General features: G+C 70.1%; 18 protein-coding genes. 13 read left to right on the top strand and 5 right to left on the bottom strand.

Annotated elements, in window-relative coordinates; genetic code table 11:
- Positions 1 to 75 precede the first annotated feature (75 nt).
- On the bottom strand, positions 76 to 1,464 hold the full coding sequence (locus tag ACX80K_RS05500; protein ID WP_459270863.1) for an MFS transporter: 1,389 nt from the start codon (positions 1,462 to 1,464) through the stop codon (positions 76 to 78).
- A 153-nt stretch (positions 1,465 to 1,617) separates the two neighbouring features.
- On the opposite strand from ACX80K_RS05500, the gene ACX80K_RS05505 reads away from it, so the two are divergent.
- From ACX80K_RS05505 to ACX80K_RS05550, 10 genes are all read left to right on the top strand, one after another.
- On the top strand, positions 1,618 to 4,614 hold the full coding sequence (locus ACX80K_RS05505; RefSeq protein ID WP_459270864.1) for a Na+/H+ antiporter subunit A: 2,997 nt from the start codon (positions 1,618 to 1,620) through the stop codon (positions 4,612 to 4,614).
- Positions 4,611 to 5,102 (top strand): Na(+)/H(+) antiporter subunit C, encoded by a 492-nt coding sequence (locus tag ACX80K_RS05510; protein WP_459270865.1) that lies wholly within the window; start codon positions 4,611 to 4,613, stop codon positions 5,100 to 5,102. The genes ACX80K_RS05505 and ACX80K_RS05510 overlap by 4 nt, the downstream gene beginning before the upstream one ends.
- The gene (locus ACX80K_RS05515; protein WP_459270866.1) at positions 5,099 to 6,709 is read left to right on the top strand and encodes a Na+/H+ antiporter subunit D; all 1,611 of its coding nucleotides are present in this window, start codon (positions 5,099 to 5,101) and stop codon (positions 6,707 to 6,709) included. Before ACX80K_RS05510 ends, ACX80K_RS05515 begins: the two co-directional genes overlap by 4 nt.
- Positions 6,706 to 7,254 (top strand): Na+/H+ antiporter subunit E, encoded by a 549-nt coding sequence (locus ACX80K_RS05520; RefSeq protein ID WP_459270867.1) that lies wholly within the window; start codon positions 6,706 to 6,708, stop codon positions 7,252 to 7,254. The genes ACX80K_RS05515 and ACX80K_RS05520 overlap by 4 nt, the downstream gene beginning before the upstream one ends.
- On the top strand, positions 7,251 to 7,508 hold the full coding sequence (locus ACX80K_RS05525; protein ID WP_459270868.1) for a monovalent cation/H+ antiporter complex subunit F: 258 nt from the start codon (positions 7,251 to 7,253) through the stop codon (positions 7,506 to 7,508). The genes ACX80K_RS05520 and ACX80K_RS05525 overlap by 4 nt, the downstream gene beginning before the upstream one ends.
- Before the next feature lie 4 nt (positions 7,509 to 7,512).
- Positions 7,513 to 7,917, top strand: a complete 405-nt coding sequence (gene mnhG / locus ACX80K_RS05530) for a monovalent cation/H(+) antiporter subunit G (RefSeq protein WP_459270869.1) — start codon at positions 7,513 to 7,515, stop codon at positions 7,915 to 7,917.
- A 90-nt stretch (positions 7,918 to 8,007) separates the two neighbouring features.
- A complete protein-coding gene (locus tag ACX80K_RS05535) occupies positions 8,008 to 8,427 on the top strand; it encodes a hypothetical protein (protein ID WP_459270870.1) in 420 nt (139 codons plus the stop codon).
- Positions 8,427 to 10,070, top strand: coding sequence for a LuxR C-terminal-related transcriptional regulator (locus ACX80K_RS05540; RefSeq protein ID WP_459270871.1), 1,644 nt, complete (start codon positions 8,427 to 8,429; stop codon positions 10,068 to 10,070). Before ACX80K_RS05535 ends, ACX80K_RS05540 begins: the two co-directional genes overlap by 1 nt.
- Positions 10,071 to 10,206: 136 nt before the next feature.
- On the top strand, positions 10,207 to 11,628 hold the full coding sequence (locus ACX80K_RS05545) for an FAD-binding oxidoreductase (RefSeq protein ID WP_459270872.1): 1,422 nt from the start codon (positions 10,207 to 10,209) through the stop codon (positions 11,626 to 11,628).
- Between the two features lie 132 nt (positions 11,629 to 11,760).
- On the top strand, positions 11,761 to 12,141 hold the full coding sequence (locus ACX80K_RS05550) for a response regulator transcription factor (protein WP_459270873.1): 381 nt from the start codon (positions 11,761 to 11,763) through the stop codon (positions 12,139 to 12,141).
- Positions 12,142 to 12,199: 58 nt separating this feature from the next.
- Here ACX80K_RS05550 and ACX80K_RS05555 read toward each other — a convergent pair whose 3' ends face one another.
- Complete coding sequence (locus tag ACX80K_RS05555) at positions 12,200 to 12,886, bottom strand: ANTAR domain-containing protein (RefSeq protein ID WP_459270874.1); 687 nt, start codon at positions 12,884 to 12,886, stop codon at positions 12,200 to 12,202.
- Between the two features lie 222 nt (positions 12,887 to 13,108).
- On the opposite strand from ACX80K_RS05555, the gene ACX80K_RS05560 reads away from it, so the two are divergent.
- The gene (locus tag ACX80K_RS05560; protein WP_459270875.1) at positions 13,109 to 13,921 is read left to right on the top strand and encodes a GAF domain-containing protein; all 813 of its coding nucleotides are present in this window, start codon (positions 13,109 to 13,111) and stop codon (positions 13,919 to 13,921) included.
- 110 nt (positions 13,922 to 14,031) lie between these two features.
- Here the strand turns inward: ACX80K_RS05560 and ACX80K_RS05565 are convergent, their stop codons facing one another.
- Entirely contained in the window at positions 14,032 to 14,802 is a 771-nt protein-coding gene (locus tag ACX80K_RS05565; protein WP_459270876.1) for a TetR/AcrR family transcriptional regulator C-terminal domain-containing protein, read from the bottom strand.
- 248 nt (positions 14,803 to 15,050) lie between these two features.
- Between ACX80K_RS05565 and ACX80K_RS05570 the strand changes: the two genes are divergently transcribed.
- Both ACX80K_RS05570 and ACX80K_RS05575 read left to right on the top strand, forming a co-directional pair.
- Positions 15,051 to 17,156 (top strand): putative bifunctional diguanylate cyclase/phosphodiesterase, encoded by a 2,106-nt coding sequence (locus tag ACX80K_RS05570; RefSeq protein ID WP_459270877.1) that lies wholly within the window; start codon positions 15,051 to 15,053, stop codon positions 17,154 to 17,156.
- On the top strand, positions 17,149 to 17,826 hold the full coding sequence (locus ACX80K_RS05575; RefSeq protein WP_459270878.1) for a GAF domain-containing protein: 678 nt from the start codon (positions 17,149 to 17,151) through the stop codon (positions 17,824 to 17,826). Before ACX80K_RS05570 ends, ACX80K_RS05575 begins: the two co-directional genes overlap by 8 nt.
- A 303-nt stretch (positions 17,827 to 18,129) precedes the next feature.
- On the opposite strand, the gene ACX80K_RS05580 is transcribed toward ACX80K_RS05575, so the two are convergent.
- Both ACX80K_RS05580 and ACX80K_RS05585 read right to left on the bottom strand, forming a co-directional pair.
- The gene (locus tag ACX80K_RS05580; RefSeq protein WP_459270879.1) at positions 18,130 to 19,860 is read right to left on the bottom strand and encodes an alpha/beta fold hydrolase; all 1,731 of its coding nucleotides are present in this window, start codon (positions 19,858 to 19,860) and stop codon (positions 18,130 to 18,132) included.
- Positions 19,861 to 19,989: 129 nt separating this feature from the next.
- Positions 19,990 to 20,280, bottom strand: coding sequence for a hypothetical protein (locus tag ACX80K_RS05585; protein ID WP_459270880.1), 291 nt, complete (start codon positions 20,278 to 20,280; stop codon positions 19,990 to 19,992).
- Positions 20,281 to 20,551: the final 271 nt, after the last annotated feature.

A 20,551-nucleotide genomic window follows, 5' to 3' on the forward strand; every position in this document is an offset into this window, starting at 1 on the left:
GAATGACCGGAGGGACGGCGTTCGGGCGGTCATTCCTGTCCTCCCGACGGCCGGCCCGACGGCCGGCCCGACGGGTCAGGCCTCCGGCACGACGGCCCGCGTCACGCGCGCGGGGGGCTTGACCGGGAGCAGGACGAGGAGCCCGGCGAGCAGGACCACGAGGATGCCGATCACGCCGTAGAGCTGCGAGCCGAAGATCCCGATGCACAGGGCGAAGAGGGTCGGGGCGAGGAAGCTCACCGCGCGGCCCGTCGTCGCGTACAGGCCGAACAGTTCCCCCTCGTCCCCGACGGGGGCGAGGCGCGCGAGGTACGCGCGCGACGATGCCTGGGCCGGGCCGACGAACAGGGTCAGCAGCAGGCCGAAGACCCAGAACGTGGTGTCCGAGGTCCATTCCATGCCGAAGAAGGAATGCGTCCCCGTCCCCAGGACGAGGATCGCCGTCCCCGCGACGAGCAGGCCGACCAGGGCGCCGATGATGACGCGCTTCGGGCCCACCCGGTCGTCGAGGAAGCCGCCGATGACGGCTCCGGCCGCGGCGACGACGTTGGCGGCGATGGCGAAGACGATCACCATGCTCGCCGAGAAGCCGAAGGCGCCCGCCGCGAGGATCCCGCCGAAGGTGAAGACGGCGGCGAGTCCGTCGCGGAAGATGGCGCTGGCGAGCAGGAAGAAGATGGTGTGCGGGCTCTCCCGGTAGATCGCCTTCACACGCCGCACCAACAGCCCGTAGGACGCGAGGAAGCCCAACTGCGCCGCCCTCGCACGCCGCGGGACCTCGGGCACCGCGAACAGCACCGGGACCGCGAACGCCGCGAACCACAGCGCCGAGAAGACGGCGACGAGGCGGATGTTCAGCCCGTCCTCGCTCGAGGCCCCGGGCCACTCGACAACGGGCTGGATGAACACCACGAGCACCACCACCAGGGCCGCGATGCCGCCCACGTACCCCATGGCCCAACCGAAGCCGCTGACCCGGCCGATCGTGGACGGCGTGGAGATCTGGGTCAGCATCGCGTTGTAGTTCACCCCGGCGAATTCGAAGAAGATGTTCGCGGCGGCGATCAGCGCGACGCCGAGGAGCAGCATCTCCGGGCTGGGGAACACGAAGAAGCACAGGGCCGTGAGGACGGCGACGATCCCGCTGTTGACGCCCAGCCAGAGCTTCCGGCGCCCGCCGCTGTCGGAGCGCTGCCCGGTGACGGGCGCGAGGAGCGCGATCAGCAGGCCGGCGCCGGCGAGGCCCCAGCCGAGCACCTGCGAGGCCCGCTCCTCCCCGCCGAACGCCTCCGACGTGAGGTAGACCGTGAACACGAATGTGGTCATGACCGCGTTGAACGCGGCCGAACCCCAGTCCCAGGACGCCCAGGCGAGGACCGGCCTGCTGAAGATGCGGCCGGAACCCACGACCGGCAGGGGTGCAGGGGCCTCCGCGGGCGGCGGAAGCTGCTGATGCGTACTCATAGGTGAATGCTAACGCCGCGAGACGCACGTCACCCCGGGGCTCGCTCCGGCACCGCGGAAGGAGCCCTGCGCGTGATCGGTGGAAGGTTGGAGTAATTCCTTCGGTAGACTGGAGGGAGCCCGACCGTCCCCCAGCGGAAGATCGAGACTCCCATGCTCACCGTGCTGATCGCGATGTTCGCGCTGGCACTCGGAGCGCCCGTCCTCTTCTCCCGGCTCGGCAGATCCGCCTTCTTCGTCCTCGCCGCGGCACCCGCGGCCGCCTTCGCGTGGCTGCTCGTCGAGCTGCCGGGAGTCCTCGCCGCCGACCAGTCGGCGCCGACGGGTGCACCGGGTGCGCCGCCGTCGGTCGTCGTCCCCTGGATCCCCAACCTGCAGCTCGAGCTCGCCTTCCGGCTCGATGCGCTCGCGGCCGTCCTCTGCATCCTGATCCTCGGCGTCGGGGCGCTCGTCCTCTTCTACTGCGCGCGGTACTTCAAGAACGACGACCCCGACGTCGGTGCCTTCGGTGCACAGCTCCTCGCCTTCGCGGCCGCGATGTTCGGGCTGGTCCTCGCCGACGACCTGATCCTGATGTTCATCTTCTGGGAACTGACGACGATTCTCTCGTACCTCCTCATCGGCTACTCACGGCAGCGGCTCTCCGCCCGCCGGTCCGCCCTGCAGGCACTCATCATCACGACCTTCGGCGGCCTCGCGATGCTCGTGGGACTGGTCATGCTGGGCCAGGAGGCGGGGACGTACCGGATCTCGGAGATCCTCGCGGACGCCGAGCGCCTCGTGGCGCGCGGGACGCTCGTGGACGTCGCGATCGCCCTGGTGCTGGTCGGAGCGGTCACCAAGTCCGCGCTCGTCCCGTTCCACTTCTGGCTGCCCGCAGCCATGGCGGCGCCCACCCCGGTCAGCGCGTACCTCCACGCTGCGGCGATGGTGAAGGCCGGGGTCTTCCTCGTGGCCCGCTTCGCCCCCGGCTTCAGCGAGACGGCGTTCTGGCACCCCCTGATCTTCGTGCTCGGCATGGCGACGATGCTGCTCGGCGGGTGGCGGGCGCTGCGGCAGTTCGACCTCAAGCTCGTCCTCGCGTACGGGACGGTGAGCCAGCTCGGCTTCCTCACCATGGTGGTGGGGCTCGGCGGGCGCGACGGCGCTGTCGCCGGCCTGGGCCTGCTCCTCGCCCATGGCTTCTTCAAGGCGACGCTCTTCCTCGTGGTCGGCATCATCGACCACCAGTCCGGGACGCGCGACCTCCGCGTCCTGTCCGGCGTGGGCGCCACCTCGCCCGTGCTCTTCGCCGTCGCCCTCGTGGCCGCGGGATCAATGGCCGGGGTCCCGTCGCTGCTCGGGTTCGTCGCGAAGGAATCGGTGTTCGAGGCGCTCGCGCACCGGGCCGAGGGCGGCCTCGCCGGGATCCTGCTCCTCGGCGGCATGGTGCTCGGGTCCGTCCTCACGTTCGCCTACAGCGCCCGGTTCGTGTGGGGGGCCTTCGCGCTCAAGCACGGCCGGGCGCGGACCACCTTCAAGCGCGTCCGCGTCTCCTTCGTGCTGGCGCCCGCCCTGCTCGCCGTCGCCTCCGTGGTGTTCGGCCTCTGGCCCGCACCGCTCGACGGCGTCGTCCAGCCGTACGCCACCCTCTTCGCGTCCGACGGCGCGGCCCCGCACCTGGCCCTGTGGCACGGCTTCGGGCTCCCGCTGCTGCTCTCGGGCATCACCCTGGGCGCGGGAGCGGCGCTCTACCTCGTCCGCGGGCCCTTCGAGCGGTTCCAGGAGCGCCTGCCGTCCATGCGTGAGGCGGAAGTGGTCTACCGGTCCGTGATCGGCGTGCTCGACGACGTCGCCGTCTGGATCACCGGACGGACGCAGCGCGGTTCCCTGGCGTTCTACCTCTTCGTCATCCTCACCACCGCCGTCGTCACGCCGCTGACCGCCCTCGTCATCTTCGACGCCCCGCTGCCCACCGGCTTCAGGATCGCGCAGTCCCCGGCGCAGGTCGTGGTGGCGGGTGCCATCATCGTGGGGATCATCGCGGCACTTCGCTCGAACAAGCGCTTCATGGCGGTGCTCATGGTCGGGATCACCGGCTACGGCATGGCGGCGATGTTCGCCCTGCACGGGGCGCCGGACCTGGCGCTGACGCAGATGCTCGTCGAGACGATCGTGCTCGTGGCCTTCGTGCTCGCCCTGCGGTCGCTGCCCGCGAGGCTGTGGAACCGCGCCGAGAGCAGGCACCGACTGCTGCGTGCAGGGCTGGGCATCGCGTTCGGCGGCATCATGGCCGTCATCGCGATGTCTGCGATGGCCTCCCGGAACGCCGCCCCGATCTCGCTCGCCTATCCGCAGCTCGCCTACGAGGACGGCGGCGGCGCGAACGCCGTCAACGTGCTGCTCGTGGACATCCGCGCCTGGGACACCCTCGGCGAGATCACGGTGCTGGCCCTCGCCGCCACCGGCGTCGCCAGCCTGATCTTCATCCGCGGCCGCAGCGACCACCGGCGCCGGGCCGACGGCATCGAGGACGGGTCGGTGGACAGGGGGCAGGAGCTCCTCGACGCCGGCGGCCGCTCCGGCGCCGCGCTCGCGCTAGCGGCCCGCTTCGCTGACGTCCCGCGCGACCCGTGGCTCGTCGCCGGGCGGACCCTGGCGCCCGAGCGCCGGTCGATCATCTTCGAGGTCGTCACGCGGCTCCTCTTCCACACCATCATCCTGCTCTCCGTCTACCTCCTCGTCGCGGGGCACAACCTGCCCGGCGGGGGCTTCGCCGGAGGGCTCACCGCCGGGATCGCCCTGGCCATCCGCTATCTCGCGGGAGGCCGCTTCGAACTCGCCGAGGCGAGTCCCGTGAGCGCCGGCACCCTGCTCGGCGTGGGGCTGGCGATCGTGTCCGTGACCGCAGCAACGCCGCTCCTCCTCGGCGGTGCGGTCCTCGAGAGCTACATCCTCGAGTTCTGGCTGCCCGTCTTCGGGGACGTGAAGTTCGTGACGTCCACCGTCTTCGACATCGGCGTGTACATCATCGTCGTCGGACTGGTGCTCGACGTCCTCCGCAGCCTCGGCTCCGAGATCGACGAGCGCAGCGAGGCGGACGATCCCGTCGAGGAGGACGCCGGGGCGGACGCCCTCGTCCCGCCCGCCACCGAGGGGATCCGGCCATGACCGTCGACATCACCCTGATCGTGCTCATGGCCGTCTTCTTCGCCGCCGGGATCTACCTCCTGCTCGAGCGCAGCCTCACCCGGGTGCTGCTCGGCCTGATCCTCCTCGGCAACGGCGCGAACATCCTCCTCCTCGCCATGAGCGGAGGAGGGGGCAAGTCACCGCTCTACGTCTTCGGGACCCCGGCGGAGGACTACACCGACAGCCTGCCGCAGGCGCTGATCCTGACGGCGATCGTCATCACGTTCGCCGTCACGGCGTTCATGCTCGGCATCATCTACCGGTCCTGGGTGCTCGGCCGCCAGGACGACGTCCAGGACGACCCCGAGGACCGCCGCGTCGCGGACCAGCCCAGCTACGACTACGAGGACGACGCCGACATCGCCGCCGACACCACCGAATTCTCCGACGACGGGGCCGCCCCCGAGCCACCCGGGACGCCCGCGTCCGGCGGGGTCCGTGCCGACCGGCCGGGGGACACCCCGTGATCGCCGCCGACCTCGCCCCGCTCGCCGTCGTCCTGCCGTTCCTCGGGGCCGCCGTGACCTTCCTGCTCCTGCGCCACTCACGGGCCCAGCGCGCGGTCAGCATCACGACCCTCAGCATCACCCTGCTGATCGAGGTCGTCATGCTCCTCGCCGCGCCGTCCGCCGGGACCCACGCGGTGCGGCTCGGGGGCTGGGCGCCGCCGTTCGGGATCGTGCTCGTCGTGGACCAGTTCTCCGCGCTCATGCTCGTCGTCTCGTCCGCCGTGAGCCTCGCGGTGCTGATCTACGCCGCGGGCCAGGGCATGGCCGACGGCGACGAGGACGGCCCGGTGTCGATCTTCCATCCCACCTACCTGATCCTCGTCGCCGGTGTGTCCAACGCCTTCCTCACGGGCGACCTCTTCAACCTCTACGTCGGTTTCGAGATCCTCCTCACCGCCAGCTACGTCCTCATGACCCTGGGCGGCACGGCGCCGCGCATCAGGGCCGGCGTGACGTACGTCGTCGTCAGCGTGGTGTCCTCGATGCTGTTCCTCATCGCCATCGCGATGATCTACGGCGCCACGGGGACGGTCAACATGGCGGACCTCGCCGTGAAGCTGGAGTCGGTGGACCCGGCCACGCAGCTGGTGCTGCACCTCATGCTGCTCGTGGCCTTCGGCATCAAGGCCGCCGTCTTCCCGCTGTCCTTCTGGCTGCCGGACTCCTATCCGACGGCGCCCGCACCCGTGACCGCGGTGTTCGCCGGCCTGCTCACCAAGGTGGGCGTGTACGCCATGGTCCGGGTGGAGACGCTGCTCTTCCCCGGCGACCGCATCAACACGCTCCTCATGGTGGTCGCCCTGCTCACCATGATCGTGGGGATCCTCGGCGCCCTCGCGCAGTCCGACATCAAGAGGCTGCTGTCCTTCACCCTCGTCAGCCACATCGGGTACATGGTCTTCGGGCTGGCCATCTCCACGCGGATCGGACTCGGAGCAGCCGTCTACTACGTGGCCCACCACATCACCGTGCAGACGAGCCTGTTCCTCGTCACGGGCCTCATCGAGCGCCGCGGCGGCACGGCGAACGTGGACCGGCTCGGCGGGCTCGCGAAGCTCTCGCCGCTCCTCGGCATCCTCTTCTTCCTGCCGGCCATGAACCTCGCGGGCATCCCGCCCTTCTCGGGCTTCCTCGGCAAGCTCGGGCTCATCCAGGCCGGGGTGGAGCTCGGGACGCCGCTCGCCTACGTGCTGGTGGCCGGGGGAGTGCTCACCAGCCTGCTCACGCTGCTGGTCATGGCGCGCGTCTGGAACCGCGCCTTCTGGCGCAGCCCGGCCGACGCGGAGGACCCGGACCCCATCCTGCTCGCCAGCAAGGCCGACGGTTCCAGCGTGGGGACCTCACGCCACGTGACCGGCGAGGAGACCGGGAAGTTCGCCGGCAAGGACCCCGTCACGCTGCTGCCCGGGACCATGACGGGCCCCACCATCGGCCTCGTGGTGCTCGGGCTCGCCCTCACGATCCTCGCCGGCCCCCTCTTCGCCCTGAGCGACGATGCGGCGCAGGAGATGCTCGACCGCACCCCCTACATCGAGGCCGTGCTCGGAGCGGGGGCCGACGGATGAACCGCCGCCACATCCCGCTGATCACCGAGCTCCCGCTCGTCATCTGGCTCGTGCTCGTCTGGGGTGCCCTCTGGCAGGACTTCAGCCCGGGGAACCTGGTGTTCGGCGCCCTCATCGCCTACGTCGTCGTGAACTTCTTCTACCTCCCGCCCGTCGAGCTGACCGGCCGCTTCAACGTGCTCTGGCTGGTGCCGTTCCTCGGGCGGTTCCTCCTCCAGCTGGTAACGGCGAGCGTCCAGGTGTTCTGGCTCGCGGTGACGCGGGGCCCGACGCTGCGGAACGCCGTGGTGTCCGTCGCCCTGCGCAGCCACTCCGACTTCCTGGTCACCGCCACCGGCCACGCCATCTCGCTGATCCCGGGATCGCTGGTGCTCGAGGTGGACCGGTCGACCTCCACCCTCTACCTCCACTGCCTCAACGTGGCATCCGGCGAGGACGCCGAGGCCGTCCGCCGCGACGTCCGGGCCACGGAGGCCTGGCTCATCCGCATCATGGGGAGCTCGAGGGACCTCGCGGCGCTCCGGGCCGAGGAGGCGAACCGATGACCGTCGTGGCGTATGTCGTGGGCGGAATACTCTCCGTGGCGGCGGTCCTCGCGCTCTACCGGGCGGTGCGCGGACCGTCGATCCTCGACCGCGTGCTGGCACTCGACGTCGTCCTGGCCGTCATCGGAGCGGCGCTCGTCCTGAACATGGTGGTGAACCGGCACCTCGACAACCTGATCCTGCTCGTCACGATCTCGCTCATCGGGTTCATCGGTTCCGTCACCGTGGCCCGCTTCGTGACGGACAGGAAGTAACCGCATGGTCCACGACGTCGTCGTCTCGGTGCTCCTCATCGGCGGGGCTCTGATGTCCCTCGCCGCGGGCATCGGACTCGTCCGCTTCCCCGACCTGCTCTCCCGGATGCATGCCGCCACCAAGCCGCAGGTCCTCGGTCTCCTGCTCCTCCTGCTCGCGCTCGCCGTCGAGAACAGGAGCTGGATCCTGGTGCCCGTCCTCGTGCTCTGCTGGGTGTTCCAGCTGCTCACCAGTCCCGTCTCGGCGCACATGGTCGGCCGGGCGGGCTACCGCACACGGCACCTGCGGCGCGACCTGCTCACCCTCGACGAGCTCGACGACGTCGTCGCGCGGGCTGCCGACGCCGACCCGGGTCGCCCCGGCGGGACCGATGCCCCGGACGGGGGTGTCGGTCGCGATCCGGCGTGACCGTCTGCATCATTCCCCCCAGGACGGACCGGGGGAAGATGCACGGCTTGCCCGATCCGGCCGCAGCCACCGATCCGTAGCGTTGCGGTCATGGAAATTCCCGTCCTCGCAGGCAGCCTGTCCACGGTCCTCTTCGCGCTGGCGACCCTGCCGATGCTCCTCAAGGCCGTGCGCACGAGGGACCTGAGCTCCTACAGCCTGAGCAACATCGTGATCAGCAACATCGCCAACGCCGTGCACTCCGTCTACGTGTTCAGCCTGCCTTTCGGGCCCATCTGGATGCTGCACTCCTTCTACGTGGTCGCCAGCGCACTCATGCTCGGCTGGTGCTTCAGCTTCCGTGCCGGCCGCTCCGCGGCGCCGGGACGCCGCCGGGTCCGCCGGGTCCGGTGGCTCCGATGGCTCCGCCAGGTCCTCCGACGGCCGAGGGCGGGAACGGTCGTCACGCTCGCGCGAATTGTGCCGGGGCTGGTGCCGTCCGCGCAGGGGAGGAATAGCATGGACGCCTGATGGGCACGGTCGGCGGTGCAGGGCCAGTCGAGACCGGGCGGGAAGCGTACGCCCGGGGTGACTGGCGCACGGCCTACGCGTCCCTCGGGACGGCCGGGCCGACGTCGTCCCTCGCCGTCGACGACCTCGAGGCGCTTGCCAGGTCGGCGTGGTGGCTGGGCCTGGTCAAGGAGAACCTGGAGCTCTCGGAAGAGGTGTTCCACCGTCGCCTGGCGGCGTCGTCGCCGGACGCGGCGGCCATGACCGCGCTGGAGCTGGGCCTGCAGTGGGTGCTCCGCGGGGACGTGACCGTCGGGTCGGGCTGGGTCAGCCGGGCCCGCAGGATCCTGCGGGACGTGCCCGAGGGGCCGGCGCACGGCTACCTCCACTACCTCGAGGCGGCCGTGGAACTCGAGTTCGCCGGTGTGCTCTCCCGGCCGGCGTGTCCCGAGCAGCTCCAGGACATGGGCAGGCGCTTCGGCGAGCCCGCGCTGATGTCCCTCGGGCTCGTGCTGTCCGGGCTCGCCAACCTCCGGGCGGGCAGCACGGACGTAGGTTTCGCCGAACTGGACGAGGCGATGCTGCCGGTCCTGGCGGACCGGGTCCCGCTGGTCTGGGTGGGAGACATCTACTGCACCGTCATCCATCTCTGCCACGAGCTGGCGGATTACCGGCGCATGCTGGCGTGGACCGCGGCGACCGAGCGCTGGTGCGCCCGCGTGGGCAACGAGGTGATGTACTCCGGCGTGTGTCGCGTGCACCGGCTCGAGCTGATGAGCATCGAGGGCGGCTGGGACGAGGTGGAGCCGCGCATCGAGCAGGAGAGCGAGCAGCTCGCCGTCCGGAACGTGTGGGCCGCCGGGGAGGGGTTCTACCAGCTGGGGGAGCTCCGGCGGCTGCGCGGAGACCCTGCGGGTGCCCGCACCGCGTACGACCGGGCGGAGTCGCTCGGCATCGACCCGCAGCCCGGCAGGACCCTGCTGGACTTCGCCGCGGGGCGGTCCGAGCAGGCCTGGAGCGCCCTGGCGTCGTCCCTGGAGTCCCGTCATCGGATCGGCCGGGTACGCCTGCTGCCCGTGGGGGTCGAGATCGCCCTGGCCACCGGCCGGACGGCCCAGGCGGACGCGCTGGCCGCGGAGCTGGAGACGGTGGCCGCGCAGTGCGCCAGCCCGGGCTTCGAGGCGTGGGCCGCCTCCGCCCGGGGGATGGTGCTGCTCGGCCGCCGCCGAGCGGCAGGAGCGCTCGAGGCCTTCGAGAGGGCCGCGCGGTTCTACCGCAGCATCGGCGCCCGCCACGACCTGGCGCGGGTCCTCGTCTGGCAGGGCCGTGCACTGGAGGAGCTGGGCCGCGCCGAGGCGGCACGGCGCAGCATCGCGGCGGCGGAGGCCATCTTCGGGGAGCTGGGTGCGGCGCCCGTCGCCGTCCGTCACCGGTCGGCGCGTGCACCGGGAGGGCTGACGGCCCGCGAGGTCGAGGTCCTCGCCGCCGTCGCCGCAGGGAGCTCCAACCGCGACGTCGCGGCGCGACTGTTCATCAGCGAGAAGACCGTCGGCCGGCACCTGGCGAACATCTTCGTCAAGATCGGGGTGTCCTCCCGCACTGCTGCCGCCGCGTGGGCCCACGATCGCGGGCTGGCCCGGCTGGGATCCGACGCCGGCCGGTGACCGGGCGGCACGCGAGGCGGGCGAAGATGCATCATTTGCCCGATGCCGGGTCCTCCACCGCCTCCCTACTCTCGATCCAGCGGCACAAGGATGCGCCGCCGGACCCGACGGGTCACCCCACGAAGGAGGCAGGGACATGACGACGATCCATGGAAGTGAAGCGGACCGGCAGACCCTCGACGCACTGCGCCGGCTGCGGACCCGGCTCTCCGGGTCCCTCATCGAGCCGGGGGATCCGCTCTACGACGAGGCCCGGAAGGTCTGGAACGGGATGATCGACCTGCGGCCCCGCGCCGTCGTCCGGGCAGGGTCGGTGGCGGACATCGACCCGGTCCTCGCCGCGGTCCGCGCCACCGGGTTGCCGCTGGCCGTGCGCGGCGGAGGCCACAACATCGCCGGCCACAGCTCCGTGGACGGCGGCATCGTGCTGGACCTCGGCGGCCTCCGGGGCGTGACGGTCGACGCCCGGCGCCTCCTCGTGACCGTCGAACCCGGGGCGACCCTCGCCGACGTGGACCGCGCGACCGCCGGTCACGGGCTCGCCGTCCCGCTCGGGGTGATCAGCGGCACCGGGGTCGCAGGGCTGACCCTCGGCGGGGGTGTGGGGTGGCTGACCCGCACCGACGGCCTGACCCTCGACAACCTCGTGTCCGTCGACCTCGTCACGGCGGAGGGAGAGCACGTCCGCGCCGGCGAGCAGGAGAACCCGGACCTGTTCTGGGGTCTGCGCGGAGGGGGCGGCAACTTCGGTGTGGTGTCCTCCTTCACCTTCCGTGCCCGCCCGCTGCCGTCGGCCGTACTCGGCGGCAACTTCTTCTACCGGCGTCCGCGCTGGCAGGAGGCGCTCGGCGCCTTCAGCCGCTGGTCGACCGACCTGCCGGACGAGATGAATCCCATCGTCTCCTTCCTGGTGCTCCCGGCGGAGCTCGGGATGGGGGACGAGCCGTGGATGGTGGTCGGGTTCGCCTGGGCGGCGGAGGACCACGGGGCGGGCCTCGAGCACATCGGGCGGCTGAGGGGCCTCGCGCCTCCGGACGAGGAGGAGGTGGGGCCGGTGAACTGGCTGGAGTGGCAGTCGGCGATGGACGCGCTGTTCCCGCGGGGCTCCCGCGGGTACTGGAAGAACGTGTCCTTCTCCCGGCTGGACGACGACGTCGTCGAGGTCCTGGCCGGCGTCGCGTCCGAGGTGACCTGGGCGGGAACCGGCATCGACATCCACCTGATGGGTGGGGCGTTCGGCCGGGTCGGCGAGGACGCCACCGCCTTCCCCAACCGGTCGGCCCGGTACTGGCTCAACATCTACGGCTTCTGGCAGGACGCGGGCGAGGACGGGCGGCTGAGCGCCTTCGCGCGGAGGGCCCATGCCCTCATGCAGCCCTTCGCGGATCGCGGGCAGTACCTCAACTTCATGGGCGCCGACGCCGGGATCGACCCGCGGGAGGCCGCGCAGCAGACCTACGGCCCGGAGATCCTCGCGCGCCTGACGGCGCTGAAGGACCGGTACGATCCGCACAACCTGTTCCGGCGCAACCACAACATCCCGCCGACCCGGGCCTGAGGTCACAGCCTGCCCGCCCTGCTCCGCACCGGCCTGTCAAGCCGCGGCGGAGGAGCGCCGCCACCGCGGTGCCTCCCCGCCGCGAACGATACGGTTGCTGATGATCACGGGGTACTGGAGTTAGGGTCGGCAATGAACAGGCTGCAGCGCAGCGCGGTCGTCATCGAGGACGACGCCGACATCCGACGACTGCTCGTCATCGTGCTGTCGGACCGGGACTTCACCGTGCACGAGGCCGGCACGGGGGCCGAGGGGCAGCGCCTCGTCGACACGATCCGGCCGAGCCTCATCACCCTCGACCTCAACCTCCCGGACGTGGACGGCATCGACCTGTGCCCCCGGCTCCGGGCCCGGTCCGATGCGCACATCCTCACGATCTCCGCGCGCCCTCCGCAGCTCACCCAGGAACAGTGCCTGGCAGCCGGTTCGGATCACTTCGTGGCGAAGCCCTTCAGCCCGCGTGCGCTCCGCGCCTATCTCGACGACGTCCTCCCCGTCCGGGACGCCGCATAGCAGGAATCGGCAGGACGACGGGCGACTCGGACGGGTTCCCCCTCGGGGGGGGCGGATGTCAGAGGGCGTCGAAGAGGTCGACCAGGGCGTCGGTGCGGGACTGGTGCCGGTGCTCGCGGGTGAGGGTCACGGCCCGGTCGATGATCTCCTGGGAGATGACGACGACTTTCCGGTTGGTGCGCTGGCTGTAGGAGGAGAGCCGCTCGAAGGCCTCGGTGGCGGTGAGGCCGGCACGTCCCATGAGGATGCCCTTGGCCTGCTCGATCACGGCCCGGCTGACCGCGGACGCGGCGACGGCTTCGTTGGCGAGCCGGTGCGTGTCGGCGTGGATCGACCGGGTGAGATCCACGACCAGGGCCCACACCCCGATCGGTTCCTGCTCGTCGTCGAGGATCAGGTCCGCGGAGATGAGGAGTTTGCGGGTGTTCCCGGTGAGGTCGAGCAGGGAGGCGTAGACCGAGGCCGGTCCGCCGACCGTGGTGGCCTGGGTCCAGAACGCGCGGACGGCGTCCCGGTCCGCGGGGACGAAGTGGGACATCCCGAGCGCCAGGGTGGGCACGATGTCACCACGTTCGTAGCCGTGGATCCGGTACAGCTCGTCGGACCAGGTGTAGGTGTCGTCGGCGAAGTAGTGCTCGACGGTGCCGGTGGGGCAGTCGATGAAGTACTCGACACTGGACACGGCCCCGGACAGGGGCACGAAGGGTTCCGTGGGTTCGAGCGAGGGTTCAAGGGTGGAAGACATGGAGAAGCCGTTCGACGTACTCGGATCAGGGCTAGCGTCTTAACCCGGATCTTCCAGCAGCCTAACAAGGCACACCAAACCGCTGAGTGCACACGCGCGTCCGGCGTTCTTCCCACCCGGCGACGACCGCTATCCTTGGGTACTAAGGGCGCTTATCATCGTGGGTCTCGGTGGCGAGGTGAAGTCCGGCTGGGGAATTTCCGTCGACTCCTGTAGGTGCACATGAACGGGCGAGTACAGATCAAGATGACCATGTTCGCTCTCTCCGAGACGGGCCTGAGCATCGAGGACGTGTGGGTGCGCTACTACGGGCTCGGCGGGGCGATCTCGGCCTTCGAGGTCCAGGCATATCTGGCCGGCCTCCTCTCGCTCCCGGCGTCCGAACGGAATCTTCTCGCGGAAGCCACGAACGAATTGCTCGAGCTGTCATCGGTACAGGTCCGGGTACCGACCGACGCCGAGGACGAGGCCGGTCTCTCGGGCGAGGACTCGCGGCGGGCCCTCGGCGCGATGGGTGCCTTCCTGTTCAGCGTCGAGGAGCAGGAGACCGAACGCCTGGCGGCCTTGGACCGGACGCAACTGATGGATTCGCAGCCCGAGGCCCGCTTCGACCGCTACACGGAGCAGGCGAAGGAGTACTTCCGGGTCAGCTCGTCGATCATCGCGCTGCTCGATGACCGACGCATGTTCCTGAAGTCCGTGATGGGGCCCATCGAACAGGACCTCCCGCGGGAGATCACCTTCTGTCATGCCACGATCCGCAACGCCGGTCCGCTCATCATCAGGGACGCGCTCGAGGACGAGCGCTTCAGCACGAATCCGCTCGTCGTGGGTGAGCCGTTCATCCGTTTCTATGCCGGTTACCCGCTCCGGGGGCCCGGCGGGTGGACGGTCGGCACGCTGTGCGTCATCGACCAGAAGCCACGCGACTTCTCCGCCGCCGACGGCCGGTTCCTGCGCAAGCTGGCGGGTCTCGTGGAGCACGAGATCAATCCCGAGCCCTCCACGGCCTCCGGCCACGTCCCGGAGGAATGACCCGGGTCGTGGCAGCGACGATGCCGTGCCGTCTGCCCTCCGCGTCGCGTGCCGAGGATCCGCGTCGTGGCCCGGGGGCTCCGGGTGCGGCGGATCCTGCGGCGGGTGCGTCAGTCCGACGTCGGCGAGGTGCGCAGCTGCGCTTCGAGGCCCTGCAGCAGGATGGTGATGCCCTGCTCGAGTTCCGCCTCCCCGTCGTAGTTCAGCAGCATCGGTGCGAGCTCACGCAGGTGCGGGAAATCCTTCTTGGGCAGGCGGTGGAGGCCCAGCTTCAGGCCGAGCTCGTCCTCGTCGGGGTTGACGACGAATTCCTCGAGCTCGTTGAGGATGTGGCCGATCAGGAAACCGTAGTAGGCGCGGTATGCGTGCAGGGCATCAGCCGGCTCGAAGCCGGCACTGCTGAGGACGGCCAGGATCTGCTCCAGGGGCCGCAATGCGCCCAGGGGCCTCAGTCCCATGGGGGTGGACAGGGGGCGGGTCACCAGGAGCGGGACGACATGGCGGTGCGCGAGGACCAGGGCGCGGAAGTCGTGGGCGGCCTCGCGGAGCTGCCCCTGCCAGGACGACGAGTCGTCGGCCTTCGCCACGACCCACTGGTCGAGCAGGAGCTCGGTCAGCCCGTCGAGGAGCGCGTCCCTGTTCTCGGCATACCGGTACAGGGCCATCGGGTCCTTGCCGAGCCTGTTCCCCAGCCGGCGCATGGACAGTGCTTCGAGTCCGTCCGCGTCGACCAGGTCGAGGGCCGCCCGCAGGACGATGTCGCGGTTCAGGCGGACGTCCCCCTGCCGGCCCTTGCCCCGCCCGGTGCTGCCGGTAGCCCGGGGTGGATCTGCGGGCGTATCGGCCGGATCTGCATCGGCCGATGCTTTGCGGTCCCTCATCGGAATTCTCCCTTTCACCCTTCGGTGGGTCGACTTGCGAGCAGTGAATCTACGCCGTAGCATCTACAGCGTAGAGCGATGGTGTAGGGCATAGTTCGAGCATACTGCCGGGCACTGCCCTGAGCAGCACCCGAGAGCCCCATCCGCTGACACCCCACCCCTTCACCCTGCCTCGTCGCGCCCTGATTGCCGGTCGTCCGGGCACGGCTGCAGCAGTCCCTCCACCAGCCGATCTCTCGATGGGAACCATGAGCGTGCTTCCGCAGACAAGCGCAGGCGACAGCGCCAGCACCGGCGACTCCGAGGGCCACGAGGCCGGAGGCCTCACGGCGGTGCTCACCGCGGCCCGGACGGCGACGGCGGACATCGCGGTGATCGCGGATTCCACCCAGGCGATCGTCCACGTGTCGGCCTCCTTCACGGCGATCACCGGGTACCGGCCGGCCGAGCTCATGGGGCGGAACTGCCGGATCCTGCAGGGACCGGGCACGGACGCCGGTATGACGCGACGGATGAGGGACGTCCTGGCCTCCGGGGAAGTGTTCGAGGGGGAGTTGCTGAACTACCGCAAGGACGGATCCGCGTTCTGGACCGAACTGAGGGTCATCCCGATGAGGGTGGGGAACGGATCCGAGGTCACCCACTACGTGAGTGTCCAGCGCGATATCAGCAACAAGATCGCCCTGCTCAAGCAGCTGGAGGCACAGGCCCTCCACGATCATGTGACAGGGCTCCCGAACCGTTCGGCGGCCGAGCGGGCCGTGGAGGAAGCGGTCGAGGGCTCTCCCTCCAGGGGCCTGACGACGGCGATCGGGCTGATCGACCTGGACGACTTCCGGATCGTGAACAACACCCTCGGGCATGCCGCGGGGGACTCCGTGCTGCAGCAGTGGGCGTCCCGCGTCCTCTCGCGCCTGCGCCAGGGGGATCTGCTCGCCCGTATGGGAGGCGACGAGTTCCTCCTGATCCTCCGGGACATCTCCCGGGACACCTCGCCCAGGGACCTCCAGGGCATCCTCGGAGAGCTCCACCGTGCCGTCGAGCAGCCCTTCAGCGTGGACGGGCAGCAGGTGGCCCTCGGCATGAGCATGGGGATCGCGCTGGTCCCCGACGACGGCACCGACAGCCGGACGATCCTGCGCAGTGCCGACGACGCCCTCTACGCCATCAAGAAAAGGCCTCACCCGAGGTCGACCTGGTGGGAGACCGCCGCCCATCCACCTGCCGACCTGCGTGGCCCGCAGGCACGGCCGGCCACGCCCGCCGATGCCCACGGCGACGATCCTGCACGAGGCCGCGCCGTCGGAGCGGACGTCCTTCGAGCTGCCCTGCGCAGCGGGAACATCGTGGTGCACCTCCAACCCGTGGTGGATCTCCGCGACGGGTCGGTGCACCTCCTCGAGGCGTTGGCCCGGCTGAGGCTACCGGACGGGCGGATCGCGTATCCCGGCGAGTTCCTGCCCCACCTGGACACGGAGGATCAGCGCTTGCTGTTCGTCGGCGTCCTCGAGCAGGCACTGGAGATCATCGGGTCCTGGGACGGCGCGGGTACCCACCACGACCTGTCGGTGAACCTGCCGCCCGAGATCCTGCAGGACGGTTCGCTGGCGGCGATCGTGAAGGACCTGCTCGACACCCGCGGTATCCGCCCGGGCAGGCTGGGCCTGGAACTGCTGGAATCCCAGACCATGACCCTGGAGTCGCAGCGGGCCGCGCTGCAGGAACTCACAGCTCTCGGGGTGGGCCTCGCCATGGACGACCTCGGCTCCGGCTACAGCAGTCTGCAGAGGCTGTCCTCCTTCCCCTTCAGTGCCATCAAGCTCGACCGCGGACTGTTCAGGCACGTCTACGCCAAGCCCCTGGAGACGCTCAGCTTCATGGCGACCCTCATCCAGATGGGCCGGGACCTGGCGATCGACGTCGTCATCGAGGGGCTGGAGGAACGAAGCCTCACCGAGGCAGCGATCGTCCTCGGCGCACCCCTCGGCCAGGGCTACTTCTTCACCGAACCCATGGCGCCGGAGGAGTGCGCGCGGTGGTTGGCCTCGTTCACCTTCGGGCTCCACCGATCGCCGGTGGAGACGGCCCTCGGCGCCCTGGCCTACCACTGGCAGTTCGCCCGCCTGGCCGCCCCGCATCCGCTGCCGCCGGAGGAATGCCCGCTCACCCTGTTCCTCCAGGGCACCGATGCCGGTCCGGACGTCGAATCATGGCATGCCCTGCAGCACTCACCCCGACACATCTGCGAGACCTCGAGCCGCTCCCTCATCCACTGGTTCACCCAGCGGGTGACGGCTGCCGGCCGGTCGACGGGCGGCGGAGCGCCGAGCGGGAGGGTGATGAGTCATGGATGAGCTCCCGCTCACTGCCCCGGAGAGCCTGTTCGCGGCCCTGTGCCGACCGTTCCTCGACGCCTTGCCGGTCGACGGGGCGTCGATGTCCCTCTTCGGGTCGCCGTCGGTGCAGCTCGTCGGCTATGCCAGCAACGACACGGCCCGCAGGATCGACGAGCTGCAGTTCGACCTGGGTGAAGGGCCCCGCTGGGTCGCGGCCGATAGCCGGGAACCCGTGCTGTTGCCCGACCTCACCGCCGCCGACCACTCCCGGTGGCCGTTCTTCGGGACCGCCGTCCAATCGCTCGACGTGCGGGAGCTCTTCGTGTATCCCCTGAGCGTGAATGCGCTGTTCCTGGGGATCGTCGCACTGCACTCACGGGAGGAGACGGGGTTTCCCACCCATCAGGCCACGGCGTCACGCCTGGTCGCCGGGACTGCGTCAGTTCTGGAGAGGGAGCTCCCCGCACTCGCCTCCGGCATCGGCGCAGACCTGCTGCACGCCGATCCGAAGAGCTGGGGGCGGGAGATCTACCAGGCGACGGGCATGGTCCTCGCCCAGACCCGCACGAGTGTCAGCGATGCGCTGCTGCTGCTCAAGGCGCACGCCTTCGCGAACGACCTGACCCTCAGCGAGACGGCACACGCCGTCCTGGCGCGGCACGTCGATTTCAGCACGCACCTGAGGTGAGTCGCCGCAGTGGCCGGCAGGGGTCGGGAGGTCGTCGTGGACGGTCCGTCGATCTCGCCAGGGCCGTACGGCCTTGGGGAGCAGAGGAGGCAGGAATACGGGCGTTGGCACCGCGTCTCTGCCGCCTCTGCACATGCCCGGCCCGCTGCTGGACCTGGTAGGCGTACTTCCCAGTAGGGCAGACATCGGCCGAGATGTCGAATGGGGAGAAACCGGCCGAACCCTGTCGCCGTCGCCGCTGCCGTGCAACGCGCGACCCCTGACCGGTTCGCCGGCCCGCCGGACGACGGGCCGGCCACGTGATCAGGCTCGCTGGCCGCCCCGGAGGAAGCCGACGACGGCGGCCGCCACGGCGTCGGGAGCACTGTGATGGGCGGCGTGGGGTGCCCCGTCGATCATGGAGACCTCCCCACGCCTGGACTCGCGGGCGAGCCTACGGGACCAGGCGGCTCCGGCGACGACGTCGCGTGAACCACGGAGCACGAGGACGGGCTGCAATGCCAGGGGCAACCGGTCCTCGAGGGGGTAGCCCATCGCCATTTTCAGTTGAGCGAGGTACCAGCGTGGTCCGCACCGCAGCACGTCGAAGAACTGCACCATGCTCAGCAGCGGCTTCTCCAGGACGGAGTTGATGCCCAGCGTCATGGCCTGTTGGTGGACCGTGCGGCGTTCCGCGTCGACGGCGGCGCCGATCAGGACGAGGTGCGACACCAGGTCGGGCCGTTCGAGGGCGAGTTCGGTGGCGCTCTGCACCCCCATGGAATGCCCGACGACGACGCAGGACGAGACGCCTGCTTGGTCGAGGAGTGCCCCGACGAGTTCCGCCGTCGCCTTCGTGGTGGAGGCGTGTGCCGGCCGTCCCGTCCATCCGTACCCGGGCAGGTCGATCAGGTGCACCTCGCCGTAGGCGGACAGGAGCGAGCCGAGCCGGCGGAAGTAGCGGTGCGACATCCCGATCCCGTGGATGAGCACGAAGACGGGAGCCGGGCCTTCGCCGGGATCTGTCCGCTTCCCCTTCGCGGTGCGTTCGATGACATAGGAGCGGCACTGCCGGTCCTGGACGGTGACGCTGCGCAGCTCGACGGCCTTCGCCGGGGTGTCCGGCCCCAGGGGGTAGGACCTCAGCGAGCGGTCCGAGTGGGTGGTCCCACCGTCCGGGACCGCGTCCGGAGCGCCCGGCGCCGACGGGCCCTGGAGCGACGGATGGTCGTGGACGAGATCGAGGACGGCCGTCGCGACGGTGGCGGCGCCCCCGCGATGCGCAGCGTGCGGCTGACCGCTGATGGAGACGAGGCGACCCTGCTGGGCGCCGCCGCTCAACCTCTCGCACCAGTCCTGGCCGGCGATGATGTCCAGGGACCCCCGGAGGACCAGGACGGGACAGGCCACCAGGGGCAGCCTGTCGTCGAGGCGGTAGCCGAGCATGACGGGCAGCTCCTGCAGGTACCAGGGGATCCCGCACTGTGCATAGGCGGTCGCGACCATCAGGTTCGTGACAGGGCGTTCGACCAGCGTGTCGGCGGCGAGCATCAGCGCGTGCTTGATCGGAGACCGGTGCTCGACGTCGGTGACGGGACCGATGAGGACGAGGTGGGAGACCAGGTCGGGGCGGCTGATGGCGAGCTCTGTCGAGAACTGCGCACCCATCGAGTGGCCGATCACCACGCACGACTGCACGCCCTCCTCGTCCAGCGCCTCCGCGATCAGGGCCGCGTAGTCCCCGACGCCGAGGGGCCGGTCGGGCTTCGCGGTCCCGCCGAAACCCGGGAGGTCCAGGATGAGGGTGTCCCCGTGCTCGATGAGCTTCCGCTGCAGCTTGTCGTAGTAGCGGTGGGACATCCCGATCCCGTGCACCATCACGAAGAGCGGCCGGGAGCGTCCCGACGCCGGGGCACGCCGTGACAGGTGCACGCGGCACGACAGCCGATCCTGGGCGAGCACGGCAGAGGCCACGTCGGTCACCTCAACGGCTCCCTCCGCGGTGGGGTCGGCAGCGGGGTCGACGGTGATGTCGGCGGTCGTCTCGGTCGTCATATCGGTGGCTCCGTCGGTCGTGGCGGGTCGGGCGCTCCGGGTCGGGTTCATGGTGGTCCGGGTCGGCGGCCGGGACATACGTCATCCCCGCACCGGAGGGTCGCTCCGGTGCGGGGATGACGGGAAGTGCTAGGCGCTGTAGTGCTCGCGGCTGCCGGACTTGGCCAGGCCACGGGCGATCATGTAGGCGATGGTGAGGTAGGTGATGAGTTCCATGCCCTGGTGGGCGTTGAACATGTCCATCCCGTCCTCGCTGTCGCCGTCCCCGACGACGAGCGCCGTGACGACGGTCGCGATGACCATGGCGATGTAGGCGAAGAACTCGGTGGTCTTCGTCGAGGCCTTCGTCTCGGTCGACCGGCGGTCCACGGCGCGATCGCCGGTGGTGGAGGTGTTGTGTGCGGTGTTGCTGTTAGCCAAGGGTTTCTCCTGAAACGGGTGAGGGGCCGGAAAACGGCAAGAAGACCCGCAGGGGGCTGCTTCTCGGGGATGTGAGCCGAAAGATCCGCATTTGCTCAACGGTCGCTCTACACCGTAGATGCTACGGCGTAGCGACAGGGATAGCAAGTCGGCTTGGTATCGGTCCGCACGGCTGCAACGTCAGCCACGCCGACGAATGGAACCGCGCCCTGACCACCTTCCTCGCGAAGCAGGGGCTCGAGCGGCACCACCGCCCAACAGGGCGGGGTGC

Source organism: Arthrobacter sorbitolis (assembly GCF_054510995.1).